General features: G+C 67.7%; 25 protein-coding genes. 10 read left to right on the top strand and 15 right to left on the bottom strand.

The window, feature by feature from the left end:
• The first annotated feature begins 115 nt into the window (after positions 1 to 115).
• Positions 116 to 1537 (top strand): PLP-dependent aminotransferase family protein, encoded by a 1422-nt coding sequence (locus tag DIE12_RS12065; RefSeq protein WP_124489623.1) that lies wholly within the window; start codon positions 116 to 118, stop codon positions 1535 to 1537.
• 67 nt (positions 1538 to 1604) lie between these two features.
• Here DIE12_RS12065 and DIE12_RS12060 read toward each other — a convergent pair whose 3' ends face one another.
• On the bottom strand, positions 1605 to 2846 hold the full coding sequence (locus DIE12_RS12060; protein ID WP_044843259.1) for a mechanosensitive ion channel family protein: 1242 nt from the start codon (positions 2844 to 2846) through the stop codon (positions 1605 to 1607).
• 312 nt (positions 2847 to 3158) lie between these two features.
• Between DIE12_RS12060 and DIE12_RS12055 the strand changes: the two genes are divergently transcribed.
• The gene (locus tag DIE12_RS12055; RefSeq protein ID WP_124520678.1) at positions 3159 to 4877 is read left to right on the top strand and encodes a SulP family inorganic anion transporter; all 1719 of its coding nucleotides are present in this window, start codon (positions 3159 to 3161) and stop codon (positions 4875 to 4877) included.
• A gap of 124 nt (positions 4878 to 5001) precedes the next feature.
• Here the strand turns inward: DIE12_RS12055 and DIE12_RS12050 are convergent, their stop codons facing one another.
• The gene (locus tag DIE12_RS12050) at positions 5002 to 5877 is read right to left on the bottom strand and encodes a LysR substrate-binding domain-containing protein (RefSeq protein ID WP_044843261.1); all 876 of its coding nucleotides are present in this window, start codon (positions 5875 to 5877) and stop codon (positions 5002 to 5004) included.
• A gap of 95 nt (positions 5878 to 5972) precedes the next feature.
• Here DIE12_RS12050 and DIE12_RS12045 point away from each other — a divergent pair, with 95 nt between their 5' ends.
• On the top strand, positions 5973 to 6569 hold the full coding sequence (locus DIE12_RS12045; RefSeq protein WP_124520676.1) for a LysE family translocator: 597 nt from the start codon (positions 5973 to 5975) through the stop codon (positions 6567 to 6569).
• Between the two features lie 34 nt (positions 6570 to 6603).
• Here the strand turns inward: DIE12_RS12045 and DIE12_RS12040 are convergent, their stop codons facing one another.
• The 6 genes from DIE12_RS12040 to DIE12_RS12015 form a co-directional block, all read right to left on the bottom strand.
• Positions 6604 to 8058: a DHA2 family efflux MFS transporter permease subunit gene (locus DIE12_RS12040; RefSeq protein WP_124520674.1), complete on the bottom strand. Its 1455-nt coding sequence runs from the start codon at positions 8056 to 8058 to the stop codon at positions 6604 to 6606.
• Entirely contained in the window at positions 8055 to 8618 is a 564-nt protein-coding gene (locus tag DIE12_RS12035; RefSeq protein WP_124520672.1) for a cysteine hydrolase, read from the bottom strand. The genes DIE12_RS12040 and DIE12_RS12035 overlap by 4 nt, the downstream gene beginning before the upstream one ends.
• A gap of 70 nt (positions 8619 to 8688) precedes the next feature.
• A complete protein-coding gene (locus DIE12_RS12030; RefSeq protein ID WP_124489628.1) occupies positions 8689 to 9144 on the bottom strand; it encodes a MarR family winged helix-turn-helix transcriptional regulator in 456 nt (151 codons plus the stop codon).
• Positions 9145 to 9328: 184 nt separating this feature from the next.
• Entirely contained in the window at positions 9329 to 9565 is a 237-nt protein-coding gene (locus DIE12_RS12025) for a hypothetical protein (RefSeq protein WP_044843266.1), read from the bottom strand.
• A gap of 46 nt (positions 9566 to 9611) precedes the next feature.
• Complete coding sequence (locus DIE12_RS12020) at positions 9612 to 10691, bottom strand: serine hydrolase (protein ID WP_124520670.1); 1080 nt, start codon at positions 10689 to 10691, stop codon at positions 9612 to 9614.
• A gap of 195 nt (positions 10692 to 10886) precedes the next feature.
• Positions 10887 to 11123 carry a hypothetical protein gene (locus DIE12_RS12015; RefSeq protein ID WP_185500292.1) on the bottom strand — a complete coding sequence of 79 codons (237 nt, stop codon included), beginning with the start codon at positions 11121 to 11123 and terminating at the stop codon, positions 10887 to 10889.
• A gap of 93 nt (positions 11124 to 11216) precedes the next feature.
• Between DIE12_RS12015 and DIE12_RS12010 the strand changes: the two genes are divergently transcribed.
• Together DIE12_RS12010 and DIE12_RS12005 are read left to right on the top strand one after the other, a co-directional pair.
• A complete protein-coding gene (locus tag DIE12_RS12010; protein ID WP_124520666.1) occupies positions 11217 to 12092 on the top strand; it encodes a LysR family transcriptional regulator in 876 nt (291 codons plus the stop codon).
• A 71-nt stretch (positions 12093 to 12163) separates the two neighbouring features.
• Complete coding sequence (locus DIE12_RS12005; protein WP_124520664.1) at positions 12164 to 12448, top strand: transcriptional regulator; 285 nt, start codon at positions 12164 to 12166, stop codon at positions 12446 to 12448.
• Between the two features lie 52 nt (positions 12449 to 12500).
• Here DIE12_RS12005 and DIE12_RS12000 read toward each other — a convergent pair whose 3' ends face one another.
• The 4 genes from DIE12_RS12000 to DIE12_RS11985 all read right to left on the bottom strand — a co-directional run bounded on the left by DIE12_RS12000 (position 12501) and on the right by DIE12_RS11985 (position 18462).
• Positions 12501 to 13244, bottom strand: a complete 744-nt coding sequence (locus tag DIE12_RS12000) for a transporter (RefSeq protein WP_124489633.1) — start codon at positions 13242 to 13244, stop codon at positions 12501 to 12503.
• 68 nt (positions 13245 to 13312) lie between these two features.
• A complete protein-coding gene (gene mgtA / locus DIE12_RS11995; protein WP_124520662.1) occupies positions 13313 to 16093 on the bottom strand; it encodes a magnesium-translocating P-type ATPase in 2781 nt (926 codons plus the stop codon).
• Positions 16094 to 16140: 47 nt separating this feature from the next.
• A complete protein-coding gene (locus DIE12_RS11990; protein WP_185500301.1) occupies positions 16141 to 16524 on the bottom strand; it encodes a hypothetical protein in 384 nt (127 codons plus the stop codon).
• 297 nt (positions 16525 to 16821) lie between these two features.
• Complete coding sequence (locus tag DIE12_RS11985; protein WP_124523950.1) at positions 16822 to 18462, bottom strand: S8 family peptidase; 1641 nt, start codon at positions 18460 to 18462, stop codon at positions 16822 to 16824.
• Positions 18463 to 18879: 417 nt separating this feature from the next.
• Between DIE12_RS11985 and DIE12_RS11980 the strand changes: the two genes are divergently transcribed.
• Entirely contained in the window at positions 18880 to 19776 is an 897-nt protein-coding gene (locus DIE12_RS11980; protein WP_124523952.1) for a glutamate/aspartate ABC transporter substrate-binding protein, read from the top strand.
• Between the two features lie 336 nt (positions 19777 to 20112).
• Here the strand turns inward: DIE12_RS11980 and DIE12_RS38060 are convergent, their stop codons facing one another.
• Positions 20113 to 20250 carry a hypothetical protein gene (locus DIE12_RS38060; RefSeq protein WP_185500441.1) on the bottom strand — a complete coding sequence of 46 codons (138 nt, stop codon included), beginning with the start codon at positions 20248 to 20250 and terminating at the stop codon, positions 20113 to 20115.
• Here DIE12_RS38060 and DIE12_RS11975 point away from each other — a divergent pair.
• The 4 genes from DIE12_RS11975 (at position 20249) to DIE12_RS11960 (ending at position 24490) form a co-directional block, all read left to right on the top strand.
• The gene (locus tag DIE12_RS11975; RefSeq protein ID WP_124523954.1) at positions 20249 to 21091 is read left to right on the top strand and encodes an ABC transporter substrate-binding protein; all 843 of its coding nucleotides are present in this window, start codon (positions 20249 to 20251) and stop codon (positions 21089 to 21091) included. The two genes, DIE12_RS38060 and DIE12_RS11975, sit on opposite strands and share 2 nt — an antisense overlap.
• 72 nt (positions 21092 to 21163) lie before the next feature.
• On the top strand, positions 21164 to 22666 hold the full coding sequence (locus DIE12_RS11970; RefSeq protein WP_124523956.1) for an amino acid ABC transporter permease/ATP-binding protein: 1503 nt from the start codon (positions 21164 to 21166) through the stop codon (positions 22664 to 22666).
• A gap of 23 nt (positions 22667 to 22689) precedes the next feature.
• On the top strand, positions 22690 to 24033 hold the full coding sequence (locus DIE12_RS11965; RefSeq protein ID WP_124523958.1) for an amidase family protein: 1344 nt from the start codon (positions 22690 to 22692) through the stop codon (positions 24031 to 24033).
• Positions 24034 to 24094: 61 nt separating this feature from the next.
• Positions 24095 to 24490 (top strand): ectoine synthase, encoded by a 396-nt coding sequence (locus tag DIE12_RS11960; protein ID WP_124523960.1) that lies wholly within the window; start codon positions 24095 to 24097, stop codon positions 24488 to 24490.
• Between the two features lie 90 nt (positions 24491 to 24580).
• Here the strand turns inward: DIE12_RS11960 and DIE12_RS11955 are convergent, their stop codons facing one another.
• Together DIE12_RS11955 and DIE12_RS11950 are read right to left on the bottom strand one after the other, a co-directional pair.
• The gene (locus tag DIE12_RS11955) at positions 24581 to 25255 is read right to left on the bottom strand and encodes a GntR family transcriptional regulator (RefSeq protein ID WP_124523962.1); all 675 of its coding nucleotides are present in this window, start codon (positions 25253 to 25255) and stop codon (positions 24581 to 24583) included.
• 85 nt (positions 25256 to 25340) lie between these two features.
• Positions 25341 to 26201, bottom strand: coding sequence for a DUF1989 domain-containing protein (locus DIE12_RS11950; protein ID WP_124523963.1), 861 nt, complete (start codon positions 26199 to 26201; stop codon positions 25341 to 25343).
• Positions 26202 to 26492: the final 291 nt, after the last annotated feature.

Below are 26492 nucleotides of genomic sequence, written 5' to 3'. Positions count from 1 at the left end.
CGGCGCTCCGGCCGCTGTGTGTACACCTTTCATCTTCAAAAAAGAGTACAGTTTCGGCCATCCGGGCAGTGCGGACCGCAACTGTGTTGTTGAAGGGAAGTTGAAAGGGAGGCGCGTGAAGCGTTATGAACAACTGGCCGACGATCTGCAGGCGCAGATCGAGCGCGGCGTGTACCGGCCCGGCGAGCGGATTCCGTCGGTGCGCCAGGCGAGCCGGCAGCAGCAGCTCAGCGTCACGACCGTGCTGCGCGCGTACCTCGTGCTGGAGAGCCGCGGCCTGATCGAGAGCCGGCCGCAGTCGGGCTACTTCGTGCGGGCGCGCGCCACGGCGCCGGCCGAGGCAGAGCTGCACATGTCGGCGCCGGCGGCCGAGCCGTCGGCGGTGGACGTGAGCCGGCTCGTGCTGTCGACGTTGCGCACGATCTCGCGCGACGACGCGGTGCCGCTCGGCTCGCCGTATCCCGATGCGTCGCAGTTCCCGGTGCAGCGTCTCGCACGCTACGCGCAGACGATCGGGCGGCGCCGCACGCGCTGGGGCGTGATCGACGACCTGCCGCCCGGCAACCCGGAGCTGATCCGCCAGATCGCGCGGCGCTACGCGGAGCGCGGAATTCCGGTCGAGCCGGGCGAGATCGTGATGACGATCGGCGCGACCGAGGCGATCAACCTGTGCCTGCAGGCGGTCGCGAAACCGGGCGACACGATCGCGGTGGAGTCGCCGACGTTCTACGCGATGCTGCACGCGATCGAGCGGATGGGCATGCGCGCGCTGGAGGTGGCGACCCATCCGGGCGACGGCATCGATCTCGACGCGCTCGAACGGATCCTCGCGCGCGAGCGCATCGCCGCGTGCATGGTGATGCCGAATTTCCAGAATCCGCTCGGCTTCCAGATGCCCGATGCACGCAAGCGCGCGCTCGTCGAGCTGCTCGCGAAGCACGGCGTGCCCGCGATCGAGAACGACGTCTATCACGAGCTGCATTTCGGCGACACGACGCCGAGCGCGCTGAAGTCGTACGACCGCGACGGGCTCGTGCTGCATTGCGCATCGTTCACGAAGAGCCTGTCGCCGCGCTACCGGATCGGCTGGGCGATGCCCGGCCGCTACCGCGACCAGGTCGAGAAACTGAAATTCCTGAACACGCTCGCGACGCCCGCGATCGAGCAGCTCGCGATTGCCGAATACCTGAAGCACGACGGCTACGATTTTCATCTGCGGCGGATGCGCAAGCAGTATGCGCAGCAGGCGAGCCTGATGAGCGCGATGGTGCGGCGCTTCTTCCCGGAAGGCACGCGGTTGTCGCAGCCGCAGGGCGGGTACGTGCTGTGGGTCGAGCTGCCGCGGCAGGTCGATGCGATGAAGCTGTATGCGCTCGCGCTCGCGCAAGGGATCACGATCGGGCCCGGCCACATGTTCTCGGCAACCGCCGATTATCGGCACTTCATCCGGCTCAACTACAGCTATCCGTGGTCGCGGCAGATCGAGGAGGCGCTGAAGGTGGTGGGGCGGCTCGCGTCCGAGTGCGCGGGGCGGTGAGCGGCGCGGCGCCCGCCGCGACACCGCGTTCCTGGCGGCGACCCGTTGCCGGCCGCGCAGGCAAGCGTCACCGCGCGGACGGCGCGGGCAGTCCGGCTTGCGCCGTGTCGACCATCCGGCGCATGTCGAAGCCCGACGGATGCTGGTACACACGCAGCCCGAACTCCGGCAGCACCGCGATCAGGTGATCGAACAGGTCGGACTGGATCGCCTCGTAATCGACCCAGGTCGTCGTGTCGGTGAAGCAGTACAGTTCGAGCGGAATGCCTTCGGCCGTCAGCGGCAGCTGGCGCGCCATGCACGTCATGTCGCGGCGAATGTGCGGATGGCCCTTCAGGTAGTTCGCGACGTACGCGCGGAAGGTGCCGAGATTCGTCAGCTGGCGGCGGTTCGCCGGGCATTCGCCGGCCGCGCCGAGCGTGCCGTTCCATTGCGCGATCGCGTCGACCTTGTCTGCCAGGTAGTCCTTCAGCAGCGTCAGGCGTTCGAGCCGTTCGATCTCGTCGTTGCCGAGAAAGCGCACGCTCGTCGCGTCGATGAACAGCGCGCGCTTGATGCGGCGCCCGCCGGCCTCGGTCATCCCGCGCCAGTTCTGGTAGCTCTCGGTGATCAGCTTCCAGGTCGGCACCGTGATGATCGTGTGATCGAAGTTCGCGACCTTGACCGTGTTCAGCGTGATGTCGATGACGGTGCCGTCCGCGCCGGCCGACGGCATCGTGATCCAGTCGCCGATCCGCAGCATGTCGTTCGACGACAGCTGCACGCCGGCGACGAGGCCGAGCAGCGTGTCCTTGAAGATCAGCATCAGCACCGCCGACATCGCGCCGATGCCCGACAGCAGCAGGCCGATCTGCTTGCCGGTCGCGTCGCCGATCACGACGAGCGCGGCCGTGATGAACATCACGAGCTTGACGAGCTGCATCGCGCCTTTCAGCGACAGGCGCGGCTGGTCGCGCCGGCTCGTGCGATGCGAGTGTTCGAGCGCGGACAGCGTCGCGCTGATCGTCATCGACACCAGGAACACGATCAGCGCGAACAGCACCTTGTCGGCAGCCTGCGCGGCCACGGCGGGAATGCCGGGCACCGCGCCGAGCCCGAGCTTGATCACGACGAACGGCACGATGCGGTTCAGCCACTTGAATGCGCCGAACTCGAACAGCGCGTCGTCGATGCGGGTGGCCGACAGCCGCGCGAGGCGCGCGACTACGCGAAACAGCAGGAAATGGACGGCGGCGGCGATCGCGCCGGCGGCGGCGAGCAGGATGAGGATGCCGACGAGCGGCGCAAACCAGGATTCGTTCAGGGTCATAAGGGTGGACAGGGGCCTTCTCGTGCGTTGAATCTGTACCGCGACGCGGCGCGCGCCCGGTGAAGGGCACATGAAAGGGACCGTGATTGTGCCATCGGGTTCCGGCCTGATGCCGCGAATGCATGACGCAGGGCTCCTCAACATTCTCGCCGTTGCGCGGATTTTCCTCGAGTCCTTGAGTCCTTGAGTCAGTGTGTTCACGCCGCGCAACATACTGTGCACTTGCCACGCATCGCCCGCTCGGGGCACGATGCGCGAACGGCTTCGCGAACCCCGCTTCCACGTCGTTCCGGTCAACCACGCATTTCACGCATGCAAGATTCCAACGAAAGCCAGCCGTCACGCGTGCGGCTGCTGAAGGGCATTCTGCCGGTTCGGCGCGCGTCGGCCATCCGCGACGTGTTCGCGGGCATCTCGCTCGCGTCGATGGATATCCCGCAGGTGCTCGGCTATGCGCGCATCGCCGGCATGCCGGCCGTGACGGGCCTCTATACCGTGTTCCTGCCGCTGATCGCGTTCGCGTGCTTCGGCGCGTCGCGCCATCTGGTGGTCGCCGCCGACTCCGCGACCGCGACCATTTTCGCGAGCCGCCTGTCGTCGATGGCGCCGGCGGGCAGCGCCGAGTACGTCGCGCTGGCCGGCATGGTCGCGCTGCTGACCGCCGCGATGCTGCTGCTCGCGCGCATCTTCAAGCTCGGCTTTCTCGCCGATTTCCTGTCGCGCACGGTGCTGGTCGGCTTCCTGGCCGGCGTCGGCGTGCAGGTGTCGATCGCGATGCTCGGCGACATGCTCGGCTTGTCCGTGCCGTATCCGGCATCGCGCAGCGTCGCCCAGCTCGACTACGTCGTCACGCATGCGATCCACGCGCATCGGCCGACGCTCGCGCTCGCGGCGCTCGTCGTCGTCGCGATTCTCGCGTGCAAGCGCTTTGTGCCGCGCGTGCCGATGCCGATGATCGCGGTGGCGGGCAGCATCGCCGCGAGCGACTGCTTCGGCTTCGCCGCGCAAGGCATCGCCGTGCTCGGGCCCGTCGCGGGCGGCTTGCCGCCGCTGCGCTGGCCGTCCGTCACGTGGCAGCAGTTCCTCGATCTCGTGCCGGTCGCCGCGTCGTGCTTCGTGATGATCATCGCACAGAGCGCGGCGGCGGCCCGCGTGTTCGCGCAGCAGTACGGCGAGGACGTCGACACCAACGCCGACATCCTCGGGCTCGCGGCCGCGAACGCGGCGGCGGCGGTGGGCGGCGCGTTCGTCGTCAACGGCAGCCCGACGCAGACCGCGATGGCCGACGGCGCGGGCGTGCGCAGCCAGATCGGGCATCTGGCGTTCGCCGCGGTCGTCGCGGCGGTGCTGCTGTTCCTGAGTGCGTATCTGCAGTACCTGCCGCATGCGGTGCTGGCCGGCATCGTGTTCACGATCGCGCTCGGGCTGATCAACGTGCGCAGCCTCGCGGCGATCCGCAGGGAAAGCCCTGGCGAATTCACGCTCGCGCTCGTCACCGCCGCGGCCGTCGTGACGGTCGGTGTCGAGCACGGGATCCTGCTGGCCGTCGCGCTGTCGCTGATGCGGCACGTGCGGCACAGCTATCAGCCGCACACGATGGTGCTCGAAGCCGCCGACGGCAACGGGCGGTGGCTGCCGGTGCCGGCCCGGCCGGGCGCGATGACGGCGCCGGGGCTGATCGTCTACCGGTTCGGCTCCGACCTGTTCTTCGCGAACGACCATCGGTTCGCCGCCGAAGTGACCGAACTCGTCGACGCGTCGCCGGTACCGCTGCGCTGGTTCATCGTCGACGCGGGCGCGATCACCGATCTCGATTACTCCGCCGCGCGGACGATCACCGATCTCGTCAAGGCGTTGCACGCGCGCCGGATCGGCGTGCTGTTCGGGCGCGTGAACCGCTACCTGCACGCCGATATGGAGCGCCACCGGATCACGGAGATCGTCGGCGCGTCGTGCATTTTCCCGACACTGCACCAGGCGCTGGAAGCGGCGGGCGTGACGCCGGCGCAGCAGGAGCCGGGGGTCACGTAGCGGAAATTGGAAGGCGGAAGGCGAGAGGTGGAAAGCGGAAAGCGGAAAGCGGAAAGCGGAAAGCGGAAAGCGGAAAGCTGGGGGAACGCGGGAGGCGGGAGGCGGAACGCGGGAAGCTTCACCGCTAAGCGGCTGCGCGCACGCGCGCGAAGCCGTTGCGCAAATGGCGGGCCAGTTCCGCCGCGGCCGGCGCGTGCTGGCCGCGCGGCAGATGCAGGTTGATCGCGAAGTTCGGCAGGGCGGGCAGGCCGCTGTCGGCCGGCAGAATGTCGAGATCGGCCGGCACGGTGGACGCGAGCCAGACGGTCACCGCGAGATCGGAGCGCACGGTCGCGGCCGTCGCGTCGATGCTGCCGTTCTCGAACACGGTGCGCCACGCGCGATCGCAGGCCCGTAGCGCGTCGAGCACGGTCGGGCGGAACGCGCAGGTCTGGTCGACCATCGACACGGGCAGCGGCGTCTGCAGATGGGCGCTACCGCCTTTCGCGCCGACCCAGACCAGACGGTCGACGGCGATGCATTCGCCGCGCGACGGCCCGACCGGCGCCTCGATCAGCGCGACATCGATCTCGCCTTGCCTCAGCGCCTTGCGCAGTGCGGGCGACGCCGCGCACACGAGCGACAGCGCGACTTGCGGATGCGCGTGCGCATAGCCTTTCAGGATCGGCGCGAGACAGCTGCCGACGAGATCCTGCGGCGCGCCGATGCGCACAGCGCCTTCCATCGCACCGGCCGTCAGCTCGGTCAGCAGTGCGTCGTGCGCGGCGAGCAGCCGGCGCGCCTGCGCGAGCAGACGCTCGCCGTCCGCCGTGAGCAGCAGGTTGCGATGCTCGCGCACGAACAGCGGGCCGGACAGCGTTTCGAGCCGCGCGACCTGCTGGCTGACCGCGCCTTGCGTCAGGTGCAGCGCGCGGCTCGCCGCCGTCATGCTGCCGTGATCGGCGACCGTGACGAAGGCGCGAAGCAGGGCGATGTCGAGGTTGCGTGTCATGGTTCGCATTATGAATGCTAATGACTGGCATAAAAATCTTTCGCTGTCGTAATGCACGGAGCGCGGGTAAAACGGAGCTTCGACGACCCGAACCGGGAGCCCGTGTGCCGCTTCAAGACTATTTGCCGCTGCTGTTGTTCGTGATCGTGTCCACGGTGACACCGGGTGGCGCGACGACCCTCGCAACCGCATCGGGCGCGCATTTCGGCTATCGGCGTTCGCTGCCGATGATGACGGGCATCGCGGCCGGCCTGGCATCGATGGCCGCCGCGGCGGCGGCCGGGCTCGGCAGCGTGTTGCTGGCCCTGCCCGCGCTGCAGCTCGGGATGAAGGTGCTCGGCTCGCTGTATCTGCTGTGGCTGGCCACGCGCATCGCGCGCGGCGGCAAGCCCGGTGTCGACGCGGCCGCGCAGCGGCCGCAAGGATTCGTCAGCGGCGTATGGATGCTGTGGCACAACCCGAAGGGCTGGGCGATGACGCTCGGCGCGGCCGCGTCGTTCGCCGCGCTCGCGTCCGGCCCCGTGCGGCTCGGCGCGTTGCTCGGGCTGGCGTTCGGCGTGGCGGCGATGGCGTCGCTGTCGCTCTGGTGTTGTGCCGGGCTGCTGTTCGCGCGCGTGCTCCGCACGGAGCGGCAGTGGCGCTGCGTGAATGCGGGCTTGGGGATCCTGCTCGCGGCTTCGATCGTGCCGATGTGGCTGTAGCAGCGGCGCTGCGCGCACGGCGCAGCCCCGACACTCAGCGCGAACCGTCCCGCGCGGCCCCCGCGGGCCGTCCGCCCGCGCCGCTCGACCATCGCGGCAGCCGCAGTGTCGTCGCGAAGCTCGCCGCATGCAGTGCGCAAAGCAGGCCGAACGTCCACGCGTAGGCGGCCCCGTGCGTGCCGCCCGTCGACGCGGATTCGGCCTGCAGCCGCCACGCGAGAAACAGCGTGCACATCGTCGTGAACGTCGGGCCACCGAGGCGCTGGACGATATTGAGCGACGTCGTCGCCATCGGCAGGTTGTGCCGCTCGACCGACGCATACGCGGCGGAAATCGACGGCGCGCCGATCGCGCTCTGGCCCATCCCGCGCAGAATCAGCGCGGGCACCAGCACGGCGGGATCGTAGCCGGCCAGCGCGAGATACACGAACGGCAGCGTCGCGGCGAGCGCGAGCAGCGCGCCGGCGGCGGCCAGCCGGCGCACGCCGAACCGGCTGGTCAGCGCGCCCATCGACGGATAGGTGACGAGCATGCCGAGCCCGAGCGGCGCCAGCAGCCAGCCCATCTCGCCGGGCGAGCGGCCGCACGCCTCGATCAGGAACACCGGAATCAGCATCTGGCCCGCGTAGATCGCGCCGTTCGACAGAAACTGCGTGGCCGCCGCCGCGCCGAACACGCGCGAGCGAAACAGTGCGAGGTCGATCAGCGCCCGCTCGCCTTTGCGCAGCTGGACGCGCAGGAACGCGGCGAGCAGCAGCACCGAGCCCGCGATCGCGGCGATGCCGGGTACCGCGTCGATGCGCTCCGCGCCATACAGGAACAGAACGAGCGCCGGCGACAGCAGCGCGAGGCCGACCCAGTCGAGTTCGCGCTGCTGCGTTTCCTCGCGGTCGCCGGGCAGGAACCACACGGCCAGTGCCAGCGCCAGCGCGCCGACCGGCAGGTTCACGAGAAACAGCCAGCGCCACGACGCGTACTGCAGGATCGTACCGGCGACGACCGGCCCCAGGATCGGTGCGATCAGCACGGGTACCGCCGCATAGCCGATCACGCGCGCCATCTGCTGGCCGGCCACGCGCGCGATCATCATCTGCGCCATCGGCGCGAGCAGCCCGCCGCTGACGCCTTGCAGCACGCGGAACGCGATCAGCGACGGCGCGGACCACGCGAGCCCGCACAGCGCCGACGTCAGCGTGAACGCTGAGAAACACCACAGGTACAGCGCCTTCGCGCCGATGCGATCGACCAGCCAGCCGTTCAGCGGCAACACCAGCGTGAGCGCGAGCAGGTAGCCGCTCGTCACCCACTGGATCGTCGACAGGCTCGCGTGCAGGTCGGTCGCGAGGCTCGACAGCGAGACGTTGACGATCGTCGCGTCGAGTTGCGACAGCAGCGAGCCGAGCGTCGCGACCGCGCTGACTTTCCAGATCGACGGACCGAGCCGTTCGGCCGCACGGCCCGGCGCCGGCCGCGCGCGTGGGTCGTTCACGCGCCGCGGCGGTCGAGCAGCGCGACGATCTCGTGCGTCGAGCCCGTCTCGCCGAGACGCGGGAACAGCCGTTCGACGCTGTTCGTGTGCGCGTCCGCGTTGAGGTCGGTCATCGCATCGACCGCGAGCGTCACGTTATAGCCGAGTTCGTGCGCCTGTCGGGCCGTCGATTCGACGCCGATGCTCGTCGCGATGCCGGCCAGCACGATCTGCGTGACGCCGGCCGCCTTCAGGTACGCGTCGAGATCGGTGCCGGTGAATGCGCCCCAGGTCTTCTTCGTCACGGCGTGGTCGCCCGGCTGGCGGTTCAGTTCGGGCAGGAGCTCGGCCCAGTCGGCCGGGAACGGATCCTTGCGCGGCGGCAGTTGTGTCCGGCCCGGTGCGCCGCCGGCGACGTTGACAAGCACGACCGGCAGGCCGCGGCTGCGGAAGGCGTCGAGCAGTTCGCGCGTGCGCTCGATCACCGGTGCGACCGGGTGGGCGGTGGGCAGCGCGACGATGCCCTTTTGCAGGTCGATGACGACGAGTGCCGTATGCGTGTCGAGACGGGTTGTGCTCATGATGCGGATGCTCCGTGCATGGGGAGAAGGGGCACGTGCCGTACGAATGCCGCGCGGCACGCACGCAGGATCACTGCTCGCCGATGCGCCGGATCAGCGGAATCGCGGCGGCGAGTGTGCGGATGTCTTCGGCGTCGAGCTTCTCGATCGCGGCGCCAAGCCACTTGTGCTTCGCGGTGTTGCGCTTGCGCCGTGCCGCCAGGCCGGCCGCGGTCAGCAGGAACAGGATCTGGCGGCCGTCGGTCGGATGCGGCTCGCGTTCGACGAGCCCGTCTTCCTCGAGACCCGCGAGAATCGCCTTCATCGACTGCGGCTTCATCGCCTCGGCGCGCGCGAGGTCGGCGGTCGTCATGGGGCCCTGTCGTTCGAGCCGCGCGAGCGCACTCGTCTGCGACATGCCGAGCCCTTCGGATTCGATCTCGGCGCGCAGCCGTCGAATCAGCTGGCCGACCGCGAGGGTCAAGTCGGCGGCGACGGTGTCGGCGGAAATGCGGGGTGTGCGTGGCGGAGTCATGCGGCGGATCATAGAACACGACAGTTAAACTTGCAAGTTTAACTGTCTAGTTTGGCGGGCGTTCGCGATGCACGGCGCATGACGTACGACGCACCGCGCACCGACGCACGATGCGCCGGCGAGGCCGGGAGAGGAACAGCGGGCGGCGGCTCGGCAACCGCCGATTGTCGGACTGTGGGCAGTGTGCGGCCGGACGCTACGCGCGGCGCGGCAACGGAACCGGCACGACGTCGTTGTACTTCGGCGACGCATTTTCGTGCAGCAGGTCGCCGAGATATTGCGCGAGTTCGTCCGCGGCGAGCGCGGACGGAACATGCAGGTTGGCCGGTCGCCGCTTGCCTTCGGTGCCGAGATCGAACACCGCCCAGCGGCCGTTCGTCCGCACGACGGCGAGCAGGCGTCCGAACGCGTTGAAACGGTACTCGTCCTGCATGGCATCGCTCCTTCGTGGATGAATGTGCCGGCCGCGCGCGTCGCGTTTACCGGATCGAGCAGGTCAGCCAGCGATGGATCTTCAGCGCATCGCTCGACACGCCGGCGCGCGTCGGTGCGCCGAGCAGCACGACCGTTTCGCGGCGGCCCTTCACGCGCATGCGCATCACGACGCCGTGCCCAGATTCGTTGATGAAGCCGGTTTTCTGCAGTCGGATCGGCAGGCGACCGTTACGCACGAGCGGATCGGAGTTCACGTACAGCAGCTCGCCGTCGCCGGCCTGCACGGTGGTCGACGTGTCCGTCGAGAAATAGCGGATCAGCGGATCCTGCGCGGCCGCGCCGACGAGCCGCGCGAGATCCTCGGCGGTCGACACGTTGTGCGGCGACAGGCCGGTCGGTTCGCGGAAATGCGTATCGCGCATCCCGAGCCGGCGCGCCTCGCGGTTCATCGCCTTAACGAACGCGGCACGGCCGCCCGGATAGTCGCGGCTCAGCGCGGCGGCCGCGCGATTTTCCGACGACATCAGCGCGATATGGAACATCTGGCGGCGCGACAGTTCGGCGCCGATCGGCAGCCGCGAACCGGTGAACTTGATCGTGTCGCGATCGCGAGAGGTGACGCGCAGCACGCCGTTCATCGGCCGGTCCGCGTCGCGTGCGACGACGGCGGTCATCAGCTTCGAGATCGACGCGATCGGCCGCACCGTGCGTGCGTTGCGGGCGAGCAGTGGTGTGCCGGAGTCGACGTCGAGCACGTAGGCCGCGCGCGAATGTAGCGAGCTCACCGCTCGCGGGCTGTAGCCGCAGCTCGCGAGCAGGCGCGGCTGCGCGGCGGGGCGCGGGCGAACCGCGTTCGTGCGTTTCGCGCGCCGGTGCTGCGGTGCGGGCGCCGCGTGACGCTTGACTGCATGATGCGTCACGCGCGGGCGGCGGTGCTTGACGGCCTTGTGCTTGCGGTGGGCGGGTTGTTTCTTGACGACTTTCGCATGCGCATGGGGCGTCGCCGTGCGATGCGGCTGCGCACGCTGCGCCGACGCGTTCGTTGCGAACGCAAGTGTCAGGAACGAGAGGGCGATGAGCAGGGTGGTCCGGGCACGAGGCAGGCGCGCGATGAGTCCGGTCAAGCGAGAGTCTCCTTTTCACGCGCGTTGCGGCGGCGCGAAATGCGTGGGCGGTCAGCGGGTGCGGGAAATTATAAGGTCGATTGTGTGGCGATGACGATGGATGTGCGCGCAATCGTGTGCGATCCGGGCGGAATGTCGAGGCTTTTGTGAAGCGCCGAACGCGTGCGGCGGGCAAAAGGCGCCCGCTGCGTCGAATCAGCGCGGCCAGTTCCGCCGCGACACGACCGCGAAGCTGATCGCGATCGAACCGGTGACGACACGCGGTGGCGTGTCGTCCAGCGCATCGCCGAAGCGGAAGCGGCGGCCGCGTCCGTCGGAGCGTGCGGTACGACGCTCGGGCATCGGCGTGTCGGGCTCGACACCGCCCGTGTCGGCGACGACCGTATCGCACGACATATCGGTCAGGCACTCGGCTAGATGATCAACAGGCATGACAGTGAATTCCGCGAAGGGCATGCCCGTATTGAACGCCACGCGGTTCGATCAGTAAAATGAATGTTTCGATCGCTACGATTCCTTAAAAGAATGGAATTGAAACTGCTCCGAACCTTCCTGACGGTCACCGAACTCAGCCATTTCAGCCGCGCGGCCGACACGCTGCACATGAGCCAGCCGGCGCTTAGCAAGCAGATCGGCGCGCTCGAGGCGAGCCTCGGCGGCAAGCTGTTCGAACGTGGCAGGCATGGCGCGGAGCTGACGCCGTTCGGTGAACGCTTCCTGCCCGACGCGCAGGCGCTCGTGCGCGATGCCGACGAAATCCTCGCGCGTGCACGGGAGGCGACCAGCGGGCAGCGCGGCCATCTGCGGCTCGGCATCTGCCTGTCCGTGCTGACGCTCGTGCCGAAACTCGTCGCGGAATTCCGGCGCCGCAATCCGGGTGTCGCGGTCACGTTGAGCGACCTGTCGTCGTCCGAGCAAACCCGCCGGATGCGCGCGGGCAAGCTCGACGCGGGGTTCCTGCGTTTGCCGTCGGATGAAGGGTTGTCGTCGTTCAAGGTGATCGACGAGGCGCTCGCGCTCGCGGTGCCGCCGTACCTCGGCTTCAAGCGCGTGCCGGCCGATCTCGACGTGCTCAACGAGATCGGCTTCATCGCGCTGCAGCGCGCACGCGGCCCCGGGCTCGCCGCGCAGATCGACCGGTGGTGCGTCGGGCGGCACTTCGTGCCGCAGGTCACGCAGCAGGCGGAGGACGTGCAATCGGTGCTCACGTCGGTCGCGGCCGGGGTCGGCGTCGCGTTCATTCCGTCGCACGCGCAGTACCTGCTGCGCGACGCGACCGTGTTGCCGCTCGCCGGCAGGGACGCGAAATGGCGCGTCGGGCTCGCGTGGCTGTCCGGCCGCGACGATCCCGTGACCACGCGTTTCGTGTCGTTCATGCGCGCCTCGATCAAGGGCGCGTGACCGGGCGTATAGTGTCCGCGATCGCCTTCCGCCCGAATGCCGGCCCGGCGCCGGCTCACGAACCCGACCCGATGACTTCAGAACCCGACGACTCCCCGCTCGATCCCGCACTCGTTGCGACGCTCGCGACGCTGCATGAAGCCGCGACCGATCCGTCCGGCAAAACGTGGTCGCTGCCGAAGATCGCGAAGCGCACGCAATTGCCGATGAGCACGCTGCGCCGCGTGCTGACGCAACTCGACGCCGCCGGCCTGAGCGCGACGACGCTGAACGACGACGGCACCGGCAGCGCCGCCTTGACCGAAGAGGGGCGCGCCGTGTGCGCGCAACTGTTCGGTGGGAACGACCGCAGATGAAAAAACGGGTCGCCCGAAGGCGACCCGTCATATTGCGGTTCGACATGCAACATCACCACCGCGCCGTCACCCCACCCATGACGGAATGACGGTAGGTCTGGTCGTTCAGCCCATGCCGGTAGCCGACGTCGAGATCGAGCCAGGGCTTCGGCGAGTAGATCGCGCCCGCGATCACGAACGCCGGATTCGCGCCGGCCGTGCTCTCGGTGTTGCGCGACAGGCCGATGTCGGCCACGAGCTGCACCTTGTCGGTCGCCTTGTAAAGCGCCGCGGCCGACACGGCCCAGACCGAGCGCAGGTCGCCCTGGCGGTTCGGCTGGTACGCGAGGCCCGCATTCGCGAGCAGCGAGAAGCGCGCGACGTCGGCTTGCGCGAGCAGCGTGGCGCCGGTGCCGACGCGGCCTGTGCCGAGCCCGCGATCGTCGTTGCCGGTCGGCATCGTCACCTGCGGTTTCAGCGCAAGCGACAGCGGCCCGCGTTCGACGAAGCGCCACTTCATGCCGATCTCGACATCGCCGATGCCTGCGCCGTGGTCGTCGGTGCGCGTTTGCAGATGCGTGTAAGGCGCGTTCACGTAGAGATCGACGTGCTCGCCGAACCCACGCGTGAGTGTCGCGTTCCACAATTGATGGCGGCCGTTTTCGTCCTGCTTCGAGGTTTGCTCGCCGTTGAACTCGAACTGCCAGTTCGCGTTGCCCTGCGTACCCGTGTCGTCGCTGACGAGCGGATGGGCTGCGTACGCGTACAACGGCGCGAGCAGGGCGCTCGCGGCCGCGAGAGAAAGCATTCTTTTCATGAAGTCACCGTTGTCGTGTCGTGGGCGGCCGGCCCGCGCGGGCCGGCACGCCGTCGTTTCGGAGGCGATCAGAACCACTGCTTGTAGCGACGCACATAGATCGTCTTGACGATCTGCGCGAGCAGGATGTAGCCGACCATCGTCGCCGCGAGCCACAGCCAGTAGGTGCCCGGCAGGTGCATGAAGCCGAGCGAATCCGCGAACGGCGAGAACGGCAGCCAGCAGCCGATCGCGATCGCGGTGAACGTCGACAGCAGCACCGGCAGCGCGGCCGTGCTCTGCAGGAACGGGATCTTCTGCGTGCGCAGCAGGTGCACGACGAGCGTCTGCGACACGAGGCTCTCGATGAACCAGCCCGAGTTCATCACGATCTGGCCGCCCGAACCGCCGTGCAGGTGATACATCGCGCCCGCGCCGAACACGGTCCACATCAGCACGTAGGTCGTGATGTCGAACACCGACGACGTCGGCCCGACCCACAGCATGAAGCGGCCGATGTTGCCGGCTTCCCACTTGCGCGGCTTCTTCAGGAACTCGGGATCCATCTTGTCCCACGGCAGCAGCATCTGCGACGTGTCGTAGATCAGGTTCAACACGAGCAGCTGGGTCGCGAGCATCGGCTCCCACGGCAGGAACGCGCTGGCGACGAGCACCGAGAACACGTTGCCGAAGTTCGAGCTGGCGGTCATGTTCAGGTACTTCAGTATGTTGCCGAACGTCTCGCGGCCCTTGATCACGCCTTCCTCGAGCACCATCAGGCTCTTCTCGAGCAGGATGATGTCGGCGGTTTCCTTCGCGATGTCGGCGCCGCTGTCGACCGAGATGCCGACGTCGGCGTCGCGCAGCGCCGGTGCGTCGTTGATGCCGTCGCCGAGGAAGCCGACCGTGTGGCCGTTCGCCTGCAGCGCCTTCACGATGCGCGCTTTCTGCAGCGGCGTGAGCTTCGCGAACACCGTCGTGCGTTCGACGACCTCGGCGAGCGTCGCGTCGTCGAGCGCCTCGATTTCGGCGCCGAGCATCGGCTTGCCCGGTTCGAGGCCGACCTGGCGGCAGACCTTCATCGTGACGGTCGGGTTGTCGCCCGTCAGCACCTTCACCGACACGCCGTTCTCGCGCAGCGCGGCAAGCGCCGGCGCGGCCGATTCCTTCGGCGGATCGAGGAAGGTCAGGAAGCCGCGCACGACGAGATCGCGCTCGTCGGCGGTGCGGTATTGTTCGAGTTCGTCGCCGCGCGGGATCGTGCGCGTCGCGAGCACCAGCACGCGGAAGCCGTCCTCGTTGTACGCGTTCGCCTGTTCGAGCAGCCGGTTGCGTGCGACGAAATCGAGCGGACGTACGCCGTCCTCGTCCTGCACGTGGGTCGACACCGCGAGCATTTCCTCGACCGCGCCCTTGCAGATCAGCTGGTGCGTGCCGTGCGTGTCCTCGACCACGACCGACAGGCGGCGCCGCACGAAGTCGAATGGCAGCTCGTCGATCTTCTTGTAGCCGTGCGGCTTCACGCGCTCGCCGATCTCGTCGGCGCGCGCGACCACCGCGATGTCGATCAGGTTCTTCTGGCCGCTCTGATGAAAGCTGTTCAGCCAGCCGAGCCGCAGGATGTCCTCGTTCTTGTGGCCGGACAGGTCGAGATGGTGCTCGAGGATGATCTTGTCCTGCGTGAGCGTGCCGGTCTTGTCGGTGCACAGCACGTCCATCGCGCCGAAGTTCTGCACCGAGTTCAGCCTCTTCACGACGACCTTGCGACGCGCCATCGCGATCGCGCCGCGCGCGAGGTTCGCGCTCACGATCATCGGCAGCATCTCGGGCGTGAGGCCGACGGCCACCGCGAGCGCGAACGTAAGCGCGCTCAGCCAGTCGCCCTTGGTCAGGCCGTTGATCATGAACACGATCGGCACCATCACGAACATGAACCTGATCAGCAGCCAGCTCACGCTCGCGACGCCGCGGTCGAAGCTGGTCTCGATGCGCTTGTGGCTCACGACGTTGCGTGCGAGCGAACCGAAGTAGGTGTCTTCGCCGGTCGCGACGACCACGGCCGTCGCGGTGCCGCTCACCACATTGGTGCCCATGAAGCACACGTTCTCGAGATCGAGCAGCGACTTCGACGCATCGTTCGCGGCGGCGGACGAGCCCGTCGCGCCTGCGCCGGCCGACTTGCCGGCGACCGCGCCGAGCGTGTCGTATTTCTCGACCGGCAGCGCTTCGCCGGTCAGCACGGCCTGGCTGATGAACAGGTCGCGCGACGCGAGCAGGCGCACGTCGGCGGGGATCATGTCGCCGGCCGACAGGTGCACGATGTCGCCGACCACCACTTCACGCATCGGCACCTCGCGGCGAGCGGGCTCGGACACGTCGGTCAACGCGCGCTGCACGGTCGCCGTCGTGCGGACCATCGCCTTGAGCTTTTCGGCCGCGCGCAGCGACCGGAATTCCTGCACGAAGCGCAGCAGCGCGCTGATCGTGACCATCGTCAGCAGGATCGTCATCCCGACGAAGTCGCGATCGCCGGGCGCCGCGAAGTAGACGTCGGTGCAGAAGCTGATCGTGGCCAGCACCAGCAGCACGTAGACGAACGGATTGTGGAACGCGTGCAGCAGCTGGCGCGTCCAGAGCGGCGGCTTGTCGTGCGCGATCTCGTTCGGACCATTGTGCTGCAGGCGATCGGCGGCCTGGTCGTAGGTGAGGCCGCGCGTGCTGGTGCGCAGCGACTTGAAGGTTTCTTCGAGCGGGCGGGCCGCTTCCTGCGCGGCGCGCATGTTGCGCGGTTCGTTCTGCTGACCGGGGCCGGCGTTGATGAAGCCGCGCTGTTTCTTTTGCGATGTTTGCGAAGTGTTGTGTCGTGTCATGAGTCGCTCCTTGCGCACGAGGCGGCGGGCGGGGAGCGACCGTGACGTCAGCGACGCACGAGCGCTCCCCGCCGCATCGCGTCAGGCGCGATCGGCTGTGGATCGGTGAAGGGGGGAACGCTCGCCGGCGCGCGGAGTGCGGCCGAAGGATCGATGCGCGGCGTCGCACCGGCGAGCGGTAATCGACTACTGTCGTCCGAGTTCATCTGCACTCCTGTCGGTTGCGAGTAGGCGGCACGGGCGATCGGAAGCCGCGCACGCACGAGGGCGCGCGGCCGGACGGCACGCGAACGGAACACGCACGCAGCTTGCGCTGCGCGCAGCACGAACGTACGCACGCTGCAACGCAGGGTTGCGCAGCGCGGACATTCGGCGATATCGAAAAAATTCGGCGGGGGATTCTGGCCGGTCAGGCCGGAAGGACGCCGCATCCTGCTTCCCGGGATGCGGCAGAAGACGAGGCTCTGCGCGGTTTCCTCAGGCAGCAGTCAAGTTGGTCGAGGACCAACTACAACTCGCATCGGTGTTCACAGAACACTCCATGTAATTCAGACGGGGGCGATGGTAAAGGCTCGTTGTGCGAAGCGTCAACCCTTTTGTCGGAAGATGCTTGCGAAATGTTATCGGCGCGATGCCGGACAGTCGGGACGCCGGACGGCAGAAAACGCACGAGTCGCGCGCGGGCCATATCGGCCCGCGCGCGGCTGCATGCGTCGAGAACGGGCCGCTTACTGCGTGGCTGACGCGACCGCGGTTCCTGCATCGAGAATGCCCGAGCCTGCCGGCAACGCGGTGCATGGCGTACTGGCCGCCAGCTTCGCCGTGTGCGTACCGCTTTTCAGCTTCTGCTGGATCTGCGTGGGCGTGAGGTTGCCGTTCACCGCGAGCATCAGCGCGGCGACGCCCGTCACCTGCGGCGTCGCGAGGCTCGTGCCGCTCGCCAGGCCGTAGGTGTCGCCATCCGGAGTCGTCGTGCCGCTGTTGGCCGTCGACAGGATGTTGACGCCCGGTGCGCTGAGCGTGATGTTGGTGCCGAAGTTGCTGAACGAGGCGCGGCGGCCGGCTGCATCGTTGGCGCCGACGCTGATCACGCCGCTGCAGTTCGCGGGCTGGTCGAGCCCGGTCGACAGACCGTCGTTGCCGGCGGCGACGACGACGGTTACGCCCTTCGCGTTCACGTCGTCGATCGCCTGCTGGAACGTCTTGCTGCAGGCGCCGACGCCGCCGAGGCTGAGGTTGATGATTTTCGCCGGCGTCGGGTTGTTCGGCACCCCGGTGACGGGAATGCCGGCCGCCCAGCGCATTGCGTCGGCGATGTCGCTCGTCACGCCGCCGCATTTGCCGAGCACGCGAACCGGCAGAATCTTGCCGAGCCACGATACGCCGGCGATGCCGATGCCGTTGTTGGCGGTCGCGCCGATCACGCCCATCACGCGCGTGCCGTGCCAGCTGCTGGTGTTCGGTTCGCTTTCGCAGTGGTAGTACGGGCCGCTCGCGTTGTCGAGTTCCTGCTGCGTGACCCAGTCGCCCGGGTCGCTCGCGTCGGGGCCGCGCGACAGGCCGTTGTTGCTGGTGTTGACGCTGGTGATGAAGCTGTAGCCGGGCAGCAGGTTGCCGACGAGGTCGGGGTGCGGCCGATAGCCGGTGTCGAGCACGGCCGTCACGACGGTCGGCGAGCCTTTGGTCTGGTTCCACGCAGGCGGCAGATCGGCGCCGGCGGTCGGGTCGGACAGATACCACTGCTGGCCGTAGCTCGGGTCGCTCGGCGTGTCGCGGACCTTCATCGGATGATCCGGTTCAGCGTAGTCGACGTCGGCGTCGGCGCCGAAGGCCTCCGCGAGCGCCGCCGCGTCGGCGGCCGCGACGCGCTGGCCAAGCGACAGCACGGCCGCGCCGTTCGAGGCCGTCCGCTCGACCTGCACGTTCAGCGGCGTCGGCGCGGCCGCATACGCACGCGCGGCGCCGGTTGCCGTCGGCGCCGTCCAGCGTGTCATCGAACGCTGGATCACCGCGTCGAGCCGCGTGCCGTCGTCGATGGCCGCTCTTGCGTTCGTGGCCGTCAGCGTCTTCAGCCTGACGATCAGGTGATCGACCGGCGGCTCGTCGGGCGTGGTCTGGGCGGCCATTTGCGTGGCGGCCTGCTGCGACGTACACGCGTTGCTGCCGGAATTGGTGGGCGGGGTCGTCGGAGCGGGCGCGGGGGCCGGGGTCGGGGCCGGTGCCGTGTTGGTCGGCGACGGGTTGCTGCCGTCGCCGCCGCCTCCGCCGCAGCCGGCGATCGGGAGCAGGGCGGCGGCGGACAGCATGCCGGCGAGCATGCGCGCATGGGCCGAACGGGCCAGCGCGAAATTGAAACGTTTGGCTTTCATGTTGAAAGTCGATCCTCGGAGATAACCGTCGTGCCGGCGGTGGTGCCTGGTCTGGCCTAAGCCGGACCTTGATTTTTGTCGGGCGCGCGCGGGGTTCCTGCGACACGCCATGCATTGGGTAACGGCTGATGAGGCGGCTTCTTGAATATGTTTTGTGTGAAAAAGATGCGACGCGCAAACGATTGCGTTGCTGGGTTGCAGCATGAACGCGCGTTTGGAACGGGTGATCTGTTCATGAGGTGCAAGATTGCAGGCGGTCGACCCGGCGAAACATGCGGCGCGGGCGCTTTTGCGCGGCACGGAAACGATTGCGCGTGGTGTGGCCTTGACGAAGGGCGCTTGACGCTTTCCCCGATGCGGTGCGAATTTTTCGGGCGTAGGATCGCGATTCGATCAAGGTTTCGTCAGGAGAAAAGCATGGATCACCGCTTCCGTTGGCTGGCTGTCGCGTTGTCCTGCGCGCTGGCGGGCGCCGCGCACGCGCAGGCGCTCACCGGCACGCTGAAGAAGATCAAGGACACGGGCGTCGTGTCGCTCGGTATCCGCGAATCGTCGGTGCCGTTCTCGTATTCGGACAACCAGCAGAAGAACATCGGTTACTCGCGCGACATCGCGGCGCGCATCATCGATGCGCTCAAGGCGGAGTTGAAGACGCCGAACCTGACGGTGAAGGAAATCCCGATCACGTCGCAGAACCGGATTCCGCTGCTGCAGAACGGCACGATCGACTTCGAGTGCGGCTCGACGACGAACACGCTGGAGCGCCAGAAGCAGGCTGCGTTCTCGAACAGCATCTTTTTGTACGGGATCCGTTTCAGCACGCGCAAGGATTCGGGCGTGAAGGACTTCCCGGACCTGGCCGGCAAGACGGTCGCGACGACGGCCGGCACCTCCGACGAGCGGCTGCTGCGCAAGCTCAACGAAGAGAAAGGGATGAACATGACGATCATCAGCGCGAAGGACCATGCCGAAGCGTTCATGAACGTCACGACCGGGCGCGCGGTCGCGTTCGTGATGGACGAGCCGCTGCTGTACGGCGAGATCGCGAAGGACCGCAATCCGGGCGCGTACACGGTGGCGGGCACGCCGCTCGTCCACGAGAACTACGCGTGCATGATGCGCAAGGACGATCCGGCGTTCAAGCACGTGGTCGACGGCGTGATCGCGAAGCTGCAGACCTCGGGCGCGGCCGAGAAGCTCTACGACCAGTGGTTCATGCAGCCGATTCCGCCGAAGGGTGTGAGCCTCAACTATCCGCTGTCGCCGGAGATGAAGCAGCTGTTCAGGAATCCGACGGATCAGGCACAGTACTGATCGAAACGTCGCAGTGGCGTGCGGGCCGACACGTTGCGTGCTCGGCCTGCACGATCGAATCCCCCGGCCTTCGGGGCGGCGTCGCGGCGCGCATCCCCGCAGCCGCAAGCGCGAGCCGGGCCCGTCGCGCCCGATGCTGAACCCCGTGTCCTGATCCTCCATCGCGTGCGTCGCGTTTATGGCGCCGCACCTCGACGGCCCGCCGTCCGCGCGTCGTCCCGCCCGGTCTTTTCTCCCTTTGCCTGAACACGTGCCCCGCACCGAAGCGGGGTTGGCGGATGCGCGCCCGACGCACGTCCGGCGACGCTGTTTGCCGCGTAAACCCGAATACAGATTTCAATTTGAACTGGTCAGAATCGGCCGAAATTGTTCAACAATTTTCGGCGAAAAATCCCGGGGAGCCGCGTGTGGCGGCGCCTGGGAGGCGTTGCGACGTTTCAGCGCGAGAGCCGAACAACCCAGGAGCTTCGCCATGTCTGCTCGTTTCCCGGTTCGACATTTCCTCCGCGGCGCGCTCGTGCCGCTGGCCTTCGCATGCTCGCTCGCGTCGGCGGCGCCGCTGCAGACGGTGCGGCCCGGCACGCTGCTGGTGGGCTCCGACCTCACGTATCCGCCATACGCGTACCTGGACGCCGGCAAGCCTGCGGGTTTCGATGCCGAGTTCTCGCGGCTGCTGGCACGTCACCTGAAACTGGAGCCGGTATTTCTCGATACGCGCTTCCCGGACTTGATTCTCGGGATGAAGGCGCGCCGCTTCGACGTCGTCGCATCCGCGCTGTACGTGACGCCCGATCGCGTGAAGCAGGTCGATTTCGTGCCGTACCTGAAGACGGGCGCGTCGCTGCTCGTCGCGAAGGGCGGCGCGTTCCTGCCGAAGACGCCGCAGGACCTGTGCGGCAAGCGGGTCGGCTCGATCAAGGGCGCGTCGTGGACGCCGAAGCTGCGTGCGGTGTCGCAGGACACGTGCAAGGCGGCCGGGCGCGCCGAGATCGCGATCCTCGAGTTCCCGACGTCACCGGAAGCGACGTCCGCGCTGCTGTCGAAGGCGGTCGATGTCCAGATCGAGGACGCGGCCGTCGCGCAGGAGATTCCGAAGCAGACGAACGGGCGCGTCGACATCAGTTCGACCACGCTGCTGTATCCGATCGTGATCGGCCTGGGCGTGACGAAGGGCGATAGCGGATTGCAGAGTGCGCTCGAGGGTGCGTTGAACGATGCGCGGCGCAGCGGCGAATACGGCAGCCTGGTGAAGAAGTACGGGTTGCAGGAGCCGACACCCTCCGACGTCGCCAACGCGCTCGGCGCGCCGAAGTAAGCGCGCGGCCAGTACGACCTGACCACCGCGCGCCGCGCGGCCGCATCACCATCCGCGGTTGAGGAGTCTTCGATGCAGTTCGATTGGCACTATGCGTTTCAGCTCTTGCGGGACCAGGATTTCTGGCGCGCCTGCGTCGTGGTCGTCGAACTCAGCGTCGCCGCCTGGCTGCTCGGCGTGTTGCTCGGCTTTCCGGTGGCGCTCGCGAGACAGTCGCACCAGCCGTTGCTGAAGCGGGCGGCGGCGCTCTACATCTGGTTCTTCCGCAGCCTGCCGCTGCTCGTGCTGCTGGTCTTCATCTACAACCTGCCGCAGGTCTTTCCGGCGACGAGCGCGGTGCTGTCCGATCCGTTCATGGCCGGCCTGATCGCGATGGTGCTGAGCGAGACCGCCTATTTCGCGGAAATCCATCGCGGCGGGATCCTGTCGGTGCCGCGCGGGCAGCTCGAGGCGGGCCGCGCGCTGGGTATCCGCTTCACCGGCATCCAGCGGATGATCGTGATGCCGCAGGCGATCCGCATTGCGCTGCCGGCGCTGGCGAACGAGTTCATCACGATCGTGAAGCTCACGTCGCTGGTGTCGGTGATTTCGCTGGCCGAGATCCTGCTCGTCGGCCAGCGGCTGTACACGCAGAATTTCCTGGTGTTCGAAACGATGCTGGCCGTGGCGTTCTACTACGTGCTGATCGTGACCGTGTTCAGCCGGCTGCTCGGTTATCTCGAGCGGTACCTCGACGTCAGCCGCCGTACGCCGGCCCAGGCCGGCCACGTCGATCTTGCGCTGCCGCCGTCGGCGCCGGCCGTCGCGCCGAGGCCGCGGGCGAACGCCGAATTCGCGCTGCGCCTGAAAGGCGTGCAGCAGCGCTACGGCCGCCATGAAGTGCTGAAGGACATTCATCTCGACGTCGTGCCCGGGCAGGTCGTGTCGATCATCGGGCCGTCCGGCTCCGGCAAGACGTCGCTGATTCGTACCGTCAACGGCCTCGCGCCGGTGAACGGGGGCGAGATCGACCTGTACGGAGAGCCGTTCATCCGCGCGTCGGGTCCGCATCCGCCGCGCGTGTCGCACGAGCGCATCCTCGACATCGGCATGGTGTTCCAGAGCTTCAACCTGTTCCCGCATCGCACCGCGCTGCAGAACGTGATGATGGCGCCGTGCTATCACCGGCAGGCCGATGCGGCGGCGATCCGGCTGCAGGCGCTGTCGCTGTTGTCGAAGGTCGGGATGCTCGAACATGCGAACAAGTATCCGCATCAGCTGTCGGGCGGCCAGCAGCAGCGCGTCGCCATTGCGCGCGCGCTCGCGACGCGGCCGTCGATCATGCTGTTCGACGAGCCGACGTCGGCCCTCGATCCGGAGCTCGTCGGCGAAGTGCTGAAGGTCGTCGAGACGCTGGCGAAAGAAGGGATGACGATGATCATCGTGACCCACGAGATGAATTTCGCGTTCAAGGTGTCCGACCGGATCGTGTTCATGGAGAACGGGCGCATCCTGTACGACGTGCCGCCGGACCGGATTCGCGGCAGCGCGGACGCGCGCGTGAAGGATTTTCTGAAGCACGTTCACTTCGCATGACGAATGACCGGATGGGAGCGGGAATGGATCCGACGGATTTCCGGCTGGGCAACGTGAACGAGCACGCGTGTGCGGAACGGGTGCGTACGTGTCTTGCGCATGCCGACGCGCATCCCGGCGACATCGAAGCCGCGTGGCTCGCGCGGCGCGACGACGCGGCGGTCGCCGATGCACGTGCATGGGATGCGGCGCGGCGCGCCGGCGCGATCGATGCGCCGCTGGCCGGCGCCGTGCTGACGGTGAAGGCCTGCTTCGATTGCACCGGCTGGGTCACGCATGCCGGTTCGCGCGTGCTGGCCGACGAGCCGCCGGCGCGAATCGACGCGGCGCCGGTGTCGGCACTGCGTCGGGCCGGCGCGGTACTGGTCGCGCAGACGGCGATGACCGAGTTCGCGTACGGCGCGCTCGGCGTGAACCGTGCGTATGGGACGCCGACGACGCCGCTCGATGCGCGGCGCGAGCGGGTGGCCGGCGGATCGAGTTCGGGCGCGGCGGTGTCGGTGGCGCTCGGTGCGGCCGACCTGTCGCTGGGTTCCGATACGAGCGGGTCGGCACGCATTCCGGCCGCATTCTGCGGCGTGACGGGATTCAAGCCGTCGCGCGGGCGCTATGCGAGCGACGGCATGCGGTTTCTGTCGACGAGCTTCGACGTGCCGGGCCTGCTGGCCGCGACGGTCGGGCTGTGCCGGCAGGCGGACGTTGCGCTGCACGGCCGCGAAGCGCGGCGGCGGCGACCGGCGGCGATCCGCGACCTGCAGTTCATCGTGCCCGAGGCGTTCGTCGCGGATGACGTCGACCCGGTCGTCGGACGCGCATTCGACGCGTGGCTGTCCCGACTGTCCGCGCACGGCGCACGGATCCGGCGCAAGCGGCTCGATTGCGTGGCCGAGGCCGGCGCGGTCGCCCGCGCGGGCGGCATCATCGCGGCAGAGGCGTTCATGCTTCATCGTGCGCGGCTGGCCGCGGCGGCGGACCGCTACGATCAGCTGGTCGGCCCGCGCATCGCTGCAGGCGAGCAGGTGCGGGCGCACGACTACGCCGCGGCGCTGCGGCGCCTGGCTGCACTGGCCGCCGCGTACCACGCCGAACTCGGCGACGCGGATGCGGTGCTGACGCCGACGGTGCCGATGCTGCCGCCGCGCGTGGCCGATCTGGCCGACGAAGCCGCATACCTCGCACAGAACGCGCGTGCGTTCCGGCTGACCGAATTCGCGAACCGGCTCGACCTGCCGAGCATCAGCGTGCCCGGCGACCTGCGCAACCGTCAGCCCGTCGGCTTGCTGATCACCGGGCATCGCGGCGAGGACGCGCGGCTGCTCGATGTCGCGGCAGCGGTGGAGAGCGCGCTGACCGCCGAATCCGCATGACGCATTTTCCGGCGGCAAGGATCGCCTTGCCATTTTTCATCTCAACTATTCAGAGGTACTTATGATCGTCGTGAGATCGACCGATATCGCCAATACCGAGCGCCATGCGCGCGGCCCGGGCTGGGACAGCAAGCGCATGATCGTCAGGCAGGACGGCGTCGGCTATTCCGTTCATGAGACGCGCGTGCACGAAGGCGCCGAACTGCATCTGCACTACAAGAACCACTTCGAGACCAACTACTGCGTGGCCGGAGAGGGGGAGGTCGTCGACACGGCGACCGGCAACGTGCACCGGATCACGCCCGGAACGATCTACGCGCTGAACCTGAACGATCCGCATGTCCTGCGCGCTACGCGTGGCGACCTGCATCTCGTGTGCGTGTTCAATCCGCCGCTGACGGGACTCGAGACGCATCGGGAAGACGGCAGTTACGCGCTGCCGACGGAGCAGGCCTGACTGCGCGAGCGGTCGGGCCGTTGCGTGCCTTTTCGTGCTGCCGTTGCTTGCCACGTCTTGAGGCAAGCAACGGCGGCGCGGCGTGCAGGGTCAGGCCGCCTCGCGATGGCTGCGCTTGATTGCCGCGACGAGCATCCGCTCGGAATCGTCGAGATAGCGCGCGAGCGCGGTGACGGCTTCGCTGCGGCGGTTCTGCGTGAGGAGGTCGTAGATCTGGTATTCGCGCTGGATCCAGTCGGGCGTTTGCACGCGTTTCTCGTCGGGATCCGCGGCGAAGACGAGCCGCAGCTGTGCGGAGATGGTCCGGAAGAACTCGTCGAGCAGCGCCGACTTCTGCAGCGCGACGATGTGCTGGTGAAAGCGCAGGCTGTGCGTGCCGACGGCCTGCCAGTTTTCCTTGTCGAGTTCGCGCTCGGCCGCGCGAATGGCGGCCTGCATCTTTTCGAGCAGCGCCGGCTGCGCGAGTTCGGCCGTGTTCAGCGCATGCAGCTCGAGCGTGCGGCGCGCGACGTAAAGATCGCGCACGTCCTGGCGATTCAGCGTGCGCACGACGACACCCTTGTGGCGCACGAACGTGACGAGCCCTTCGCGGCCGAGCTGATGCAGGACTTCGCGAAGCGAGTTGCGCGACGTGTCGTATTCGGCCGCGAGGTCCATCTCGATCAGCGCGGTGCCGGGCGGCAGCTTGCCGCTGATGATGTGTTCCCGCAGTTGATGGCTGATCCGGTCGGCGACCGACTGTCCTCTCGCTTTTTCGCTTGCCATTCCGTTCGTTCGCTCCTCTCCTGGTCGTGCGCCGCCGGTGTGGCCGGCCGGCGGCGTTTCGCCATTCTACGGGCTCCGGACCGCGTTACGCCGTCTTGTCGTGCTGCCAGTCGGCCTGCGGCGGCTGCATCCCGTGCTGGCCACGGTAGGGCGCGACGCTCGGCTGCGACCAGCCTTCGAGCAGGCTCGGGTCGAGCCGGAATACCTCGACGCCGAGCGGCCGGCACACGTCGATCGGGTCGCGTGCGTCGGGGCCCCACATCGGCACCGAAAGGTCGCCGCCCGGACACGTGGACATCGCGCACAGCACGTCGATTTCCGCGAAGAACTCGAGGTAATCGCCCGGCTGCGCGGGACAGGCCTTCATGAAGTACTTGTCGTCGTCGTTCAGGCCGGTGCACTGGAACACGTTGAGCACGTCGTGCACGTCGAATTCGGTCAGCCCGTACGGCGCGACCGCCCGCACGAGGTTCGAATGACAGTGGAAATGAAAATCCTCGCCGGTCAGCAGCTTGTTCACGTACGGGTCGCAGCGCGTGCCGAGCAGGTCGTGCACGCGGCCGCCGTCGCCGTCGACGCCATAGCCGGCGAGCGTGTCGTCGGTGATCGTGACCATCGGCCGCAGGTACGGCAGCGTCGACCAGAGCCGGTCGAACGTCGTCACGTGCGCGGCTTGCAGCTGACGTGTGCGCGACGCCCACATGCGCTCGCGCGGATTGTGCAGGTTCCAGATGTTGAAGTCGGCGACTTGCGGGCCTTCGAGCGTGACGATCCGGAACACGTGACCCGCCGGCACCGTCCACGCGAAGCCGCTGCGGATCGGCACGACGTGCGACGCGATCCGTTCGCGCGCGTCCTGGCGCTGGGCGATCGTGGAATAAAAGGCTTTGTCGACGTTCAGGACGGAACCCTTGGTGACCTGGTAGGCGGCGGGATAGTTCGACATGACGCGGTGCTCTCGGGGAAATTTTCAGATTCGGAGATCCGGCTGGAATCCGTTGTGGTGGCCGGTCAGGCGTCAATTTTAATGCTGTATTGTTCAACAATTTATTGGCGCTGCGAGGAGTATAGGGGGAACGCCGGGAGGTGTGTCAATCGGTGGAAAGTACGGAGGGGCGCGGCGAGCCGCGGATGCGCGCAGGCAGGCGAGTGGCGCCGCAAACAAAAAACGAAATATGGATCAAAACCGTGGCCGTGCCGGCCGCCGGACCGGCTCGCCATGATCGGCAAGCGGGGC

It is taken from the genome of Burkholderia sp. Bp9015 (assembly GCF_003853505.1).
Classification (GTDB): domain Bacteria; phylum Pseudomonadota; class Gammaproteobacteria; order Burkholderiales; family Burkholderiaceae; genus Burkholderia.
The sequence above is the reverse complement of the archived record's forward strand: the minus strand, read 5'-3'. Positions and strand labels throughout refer to the sequence as shown.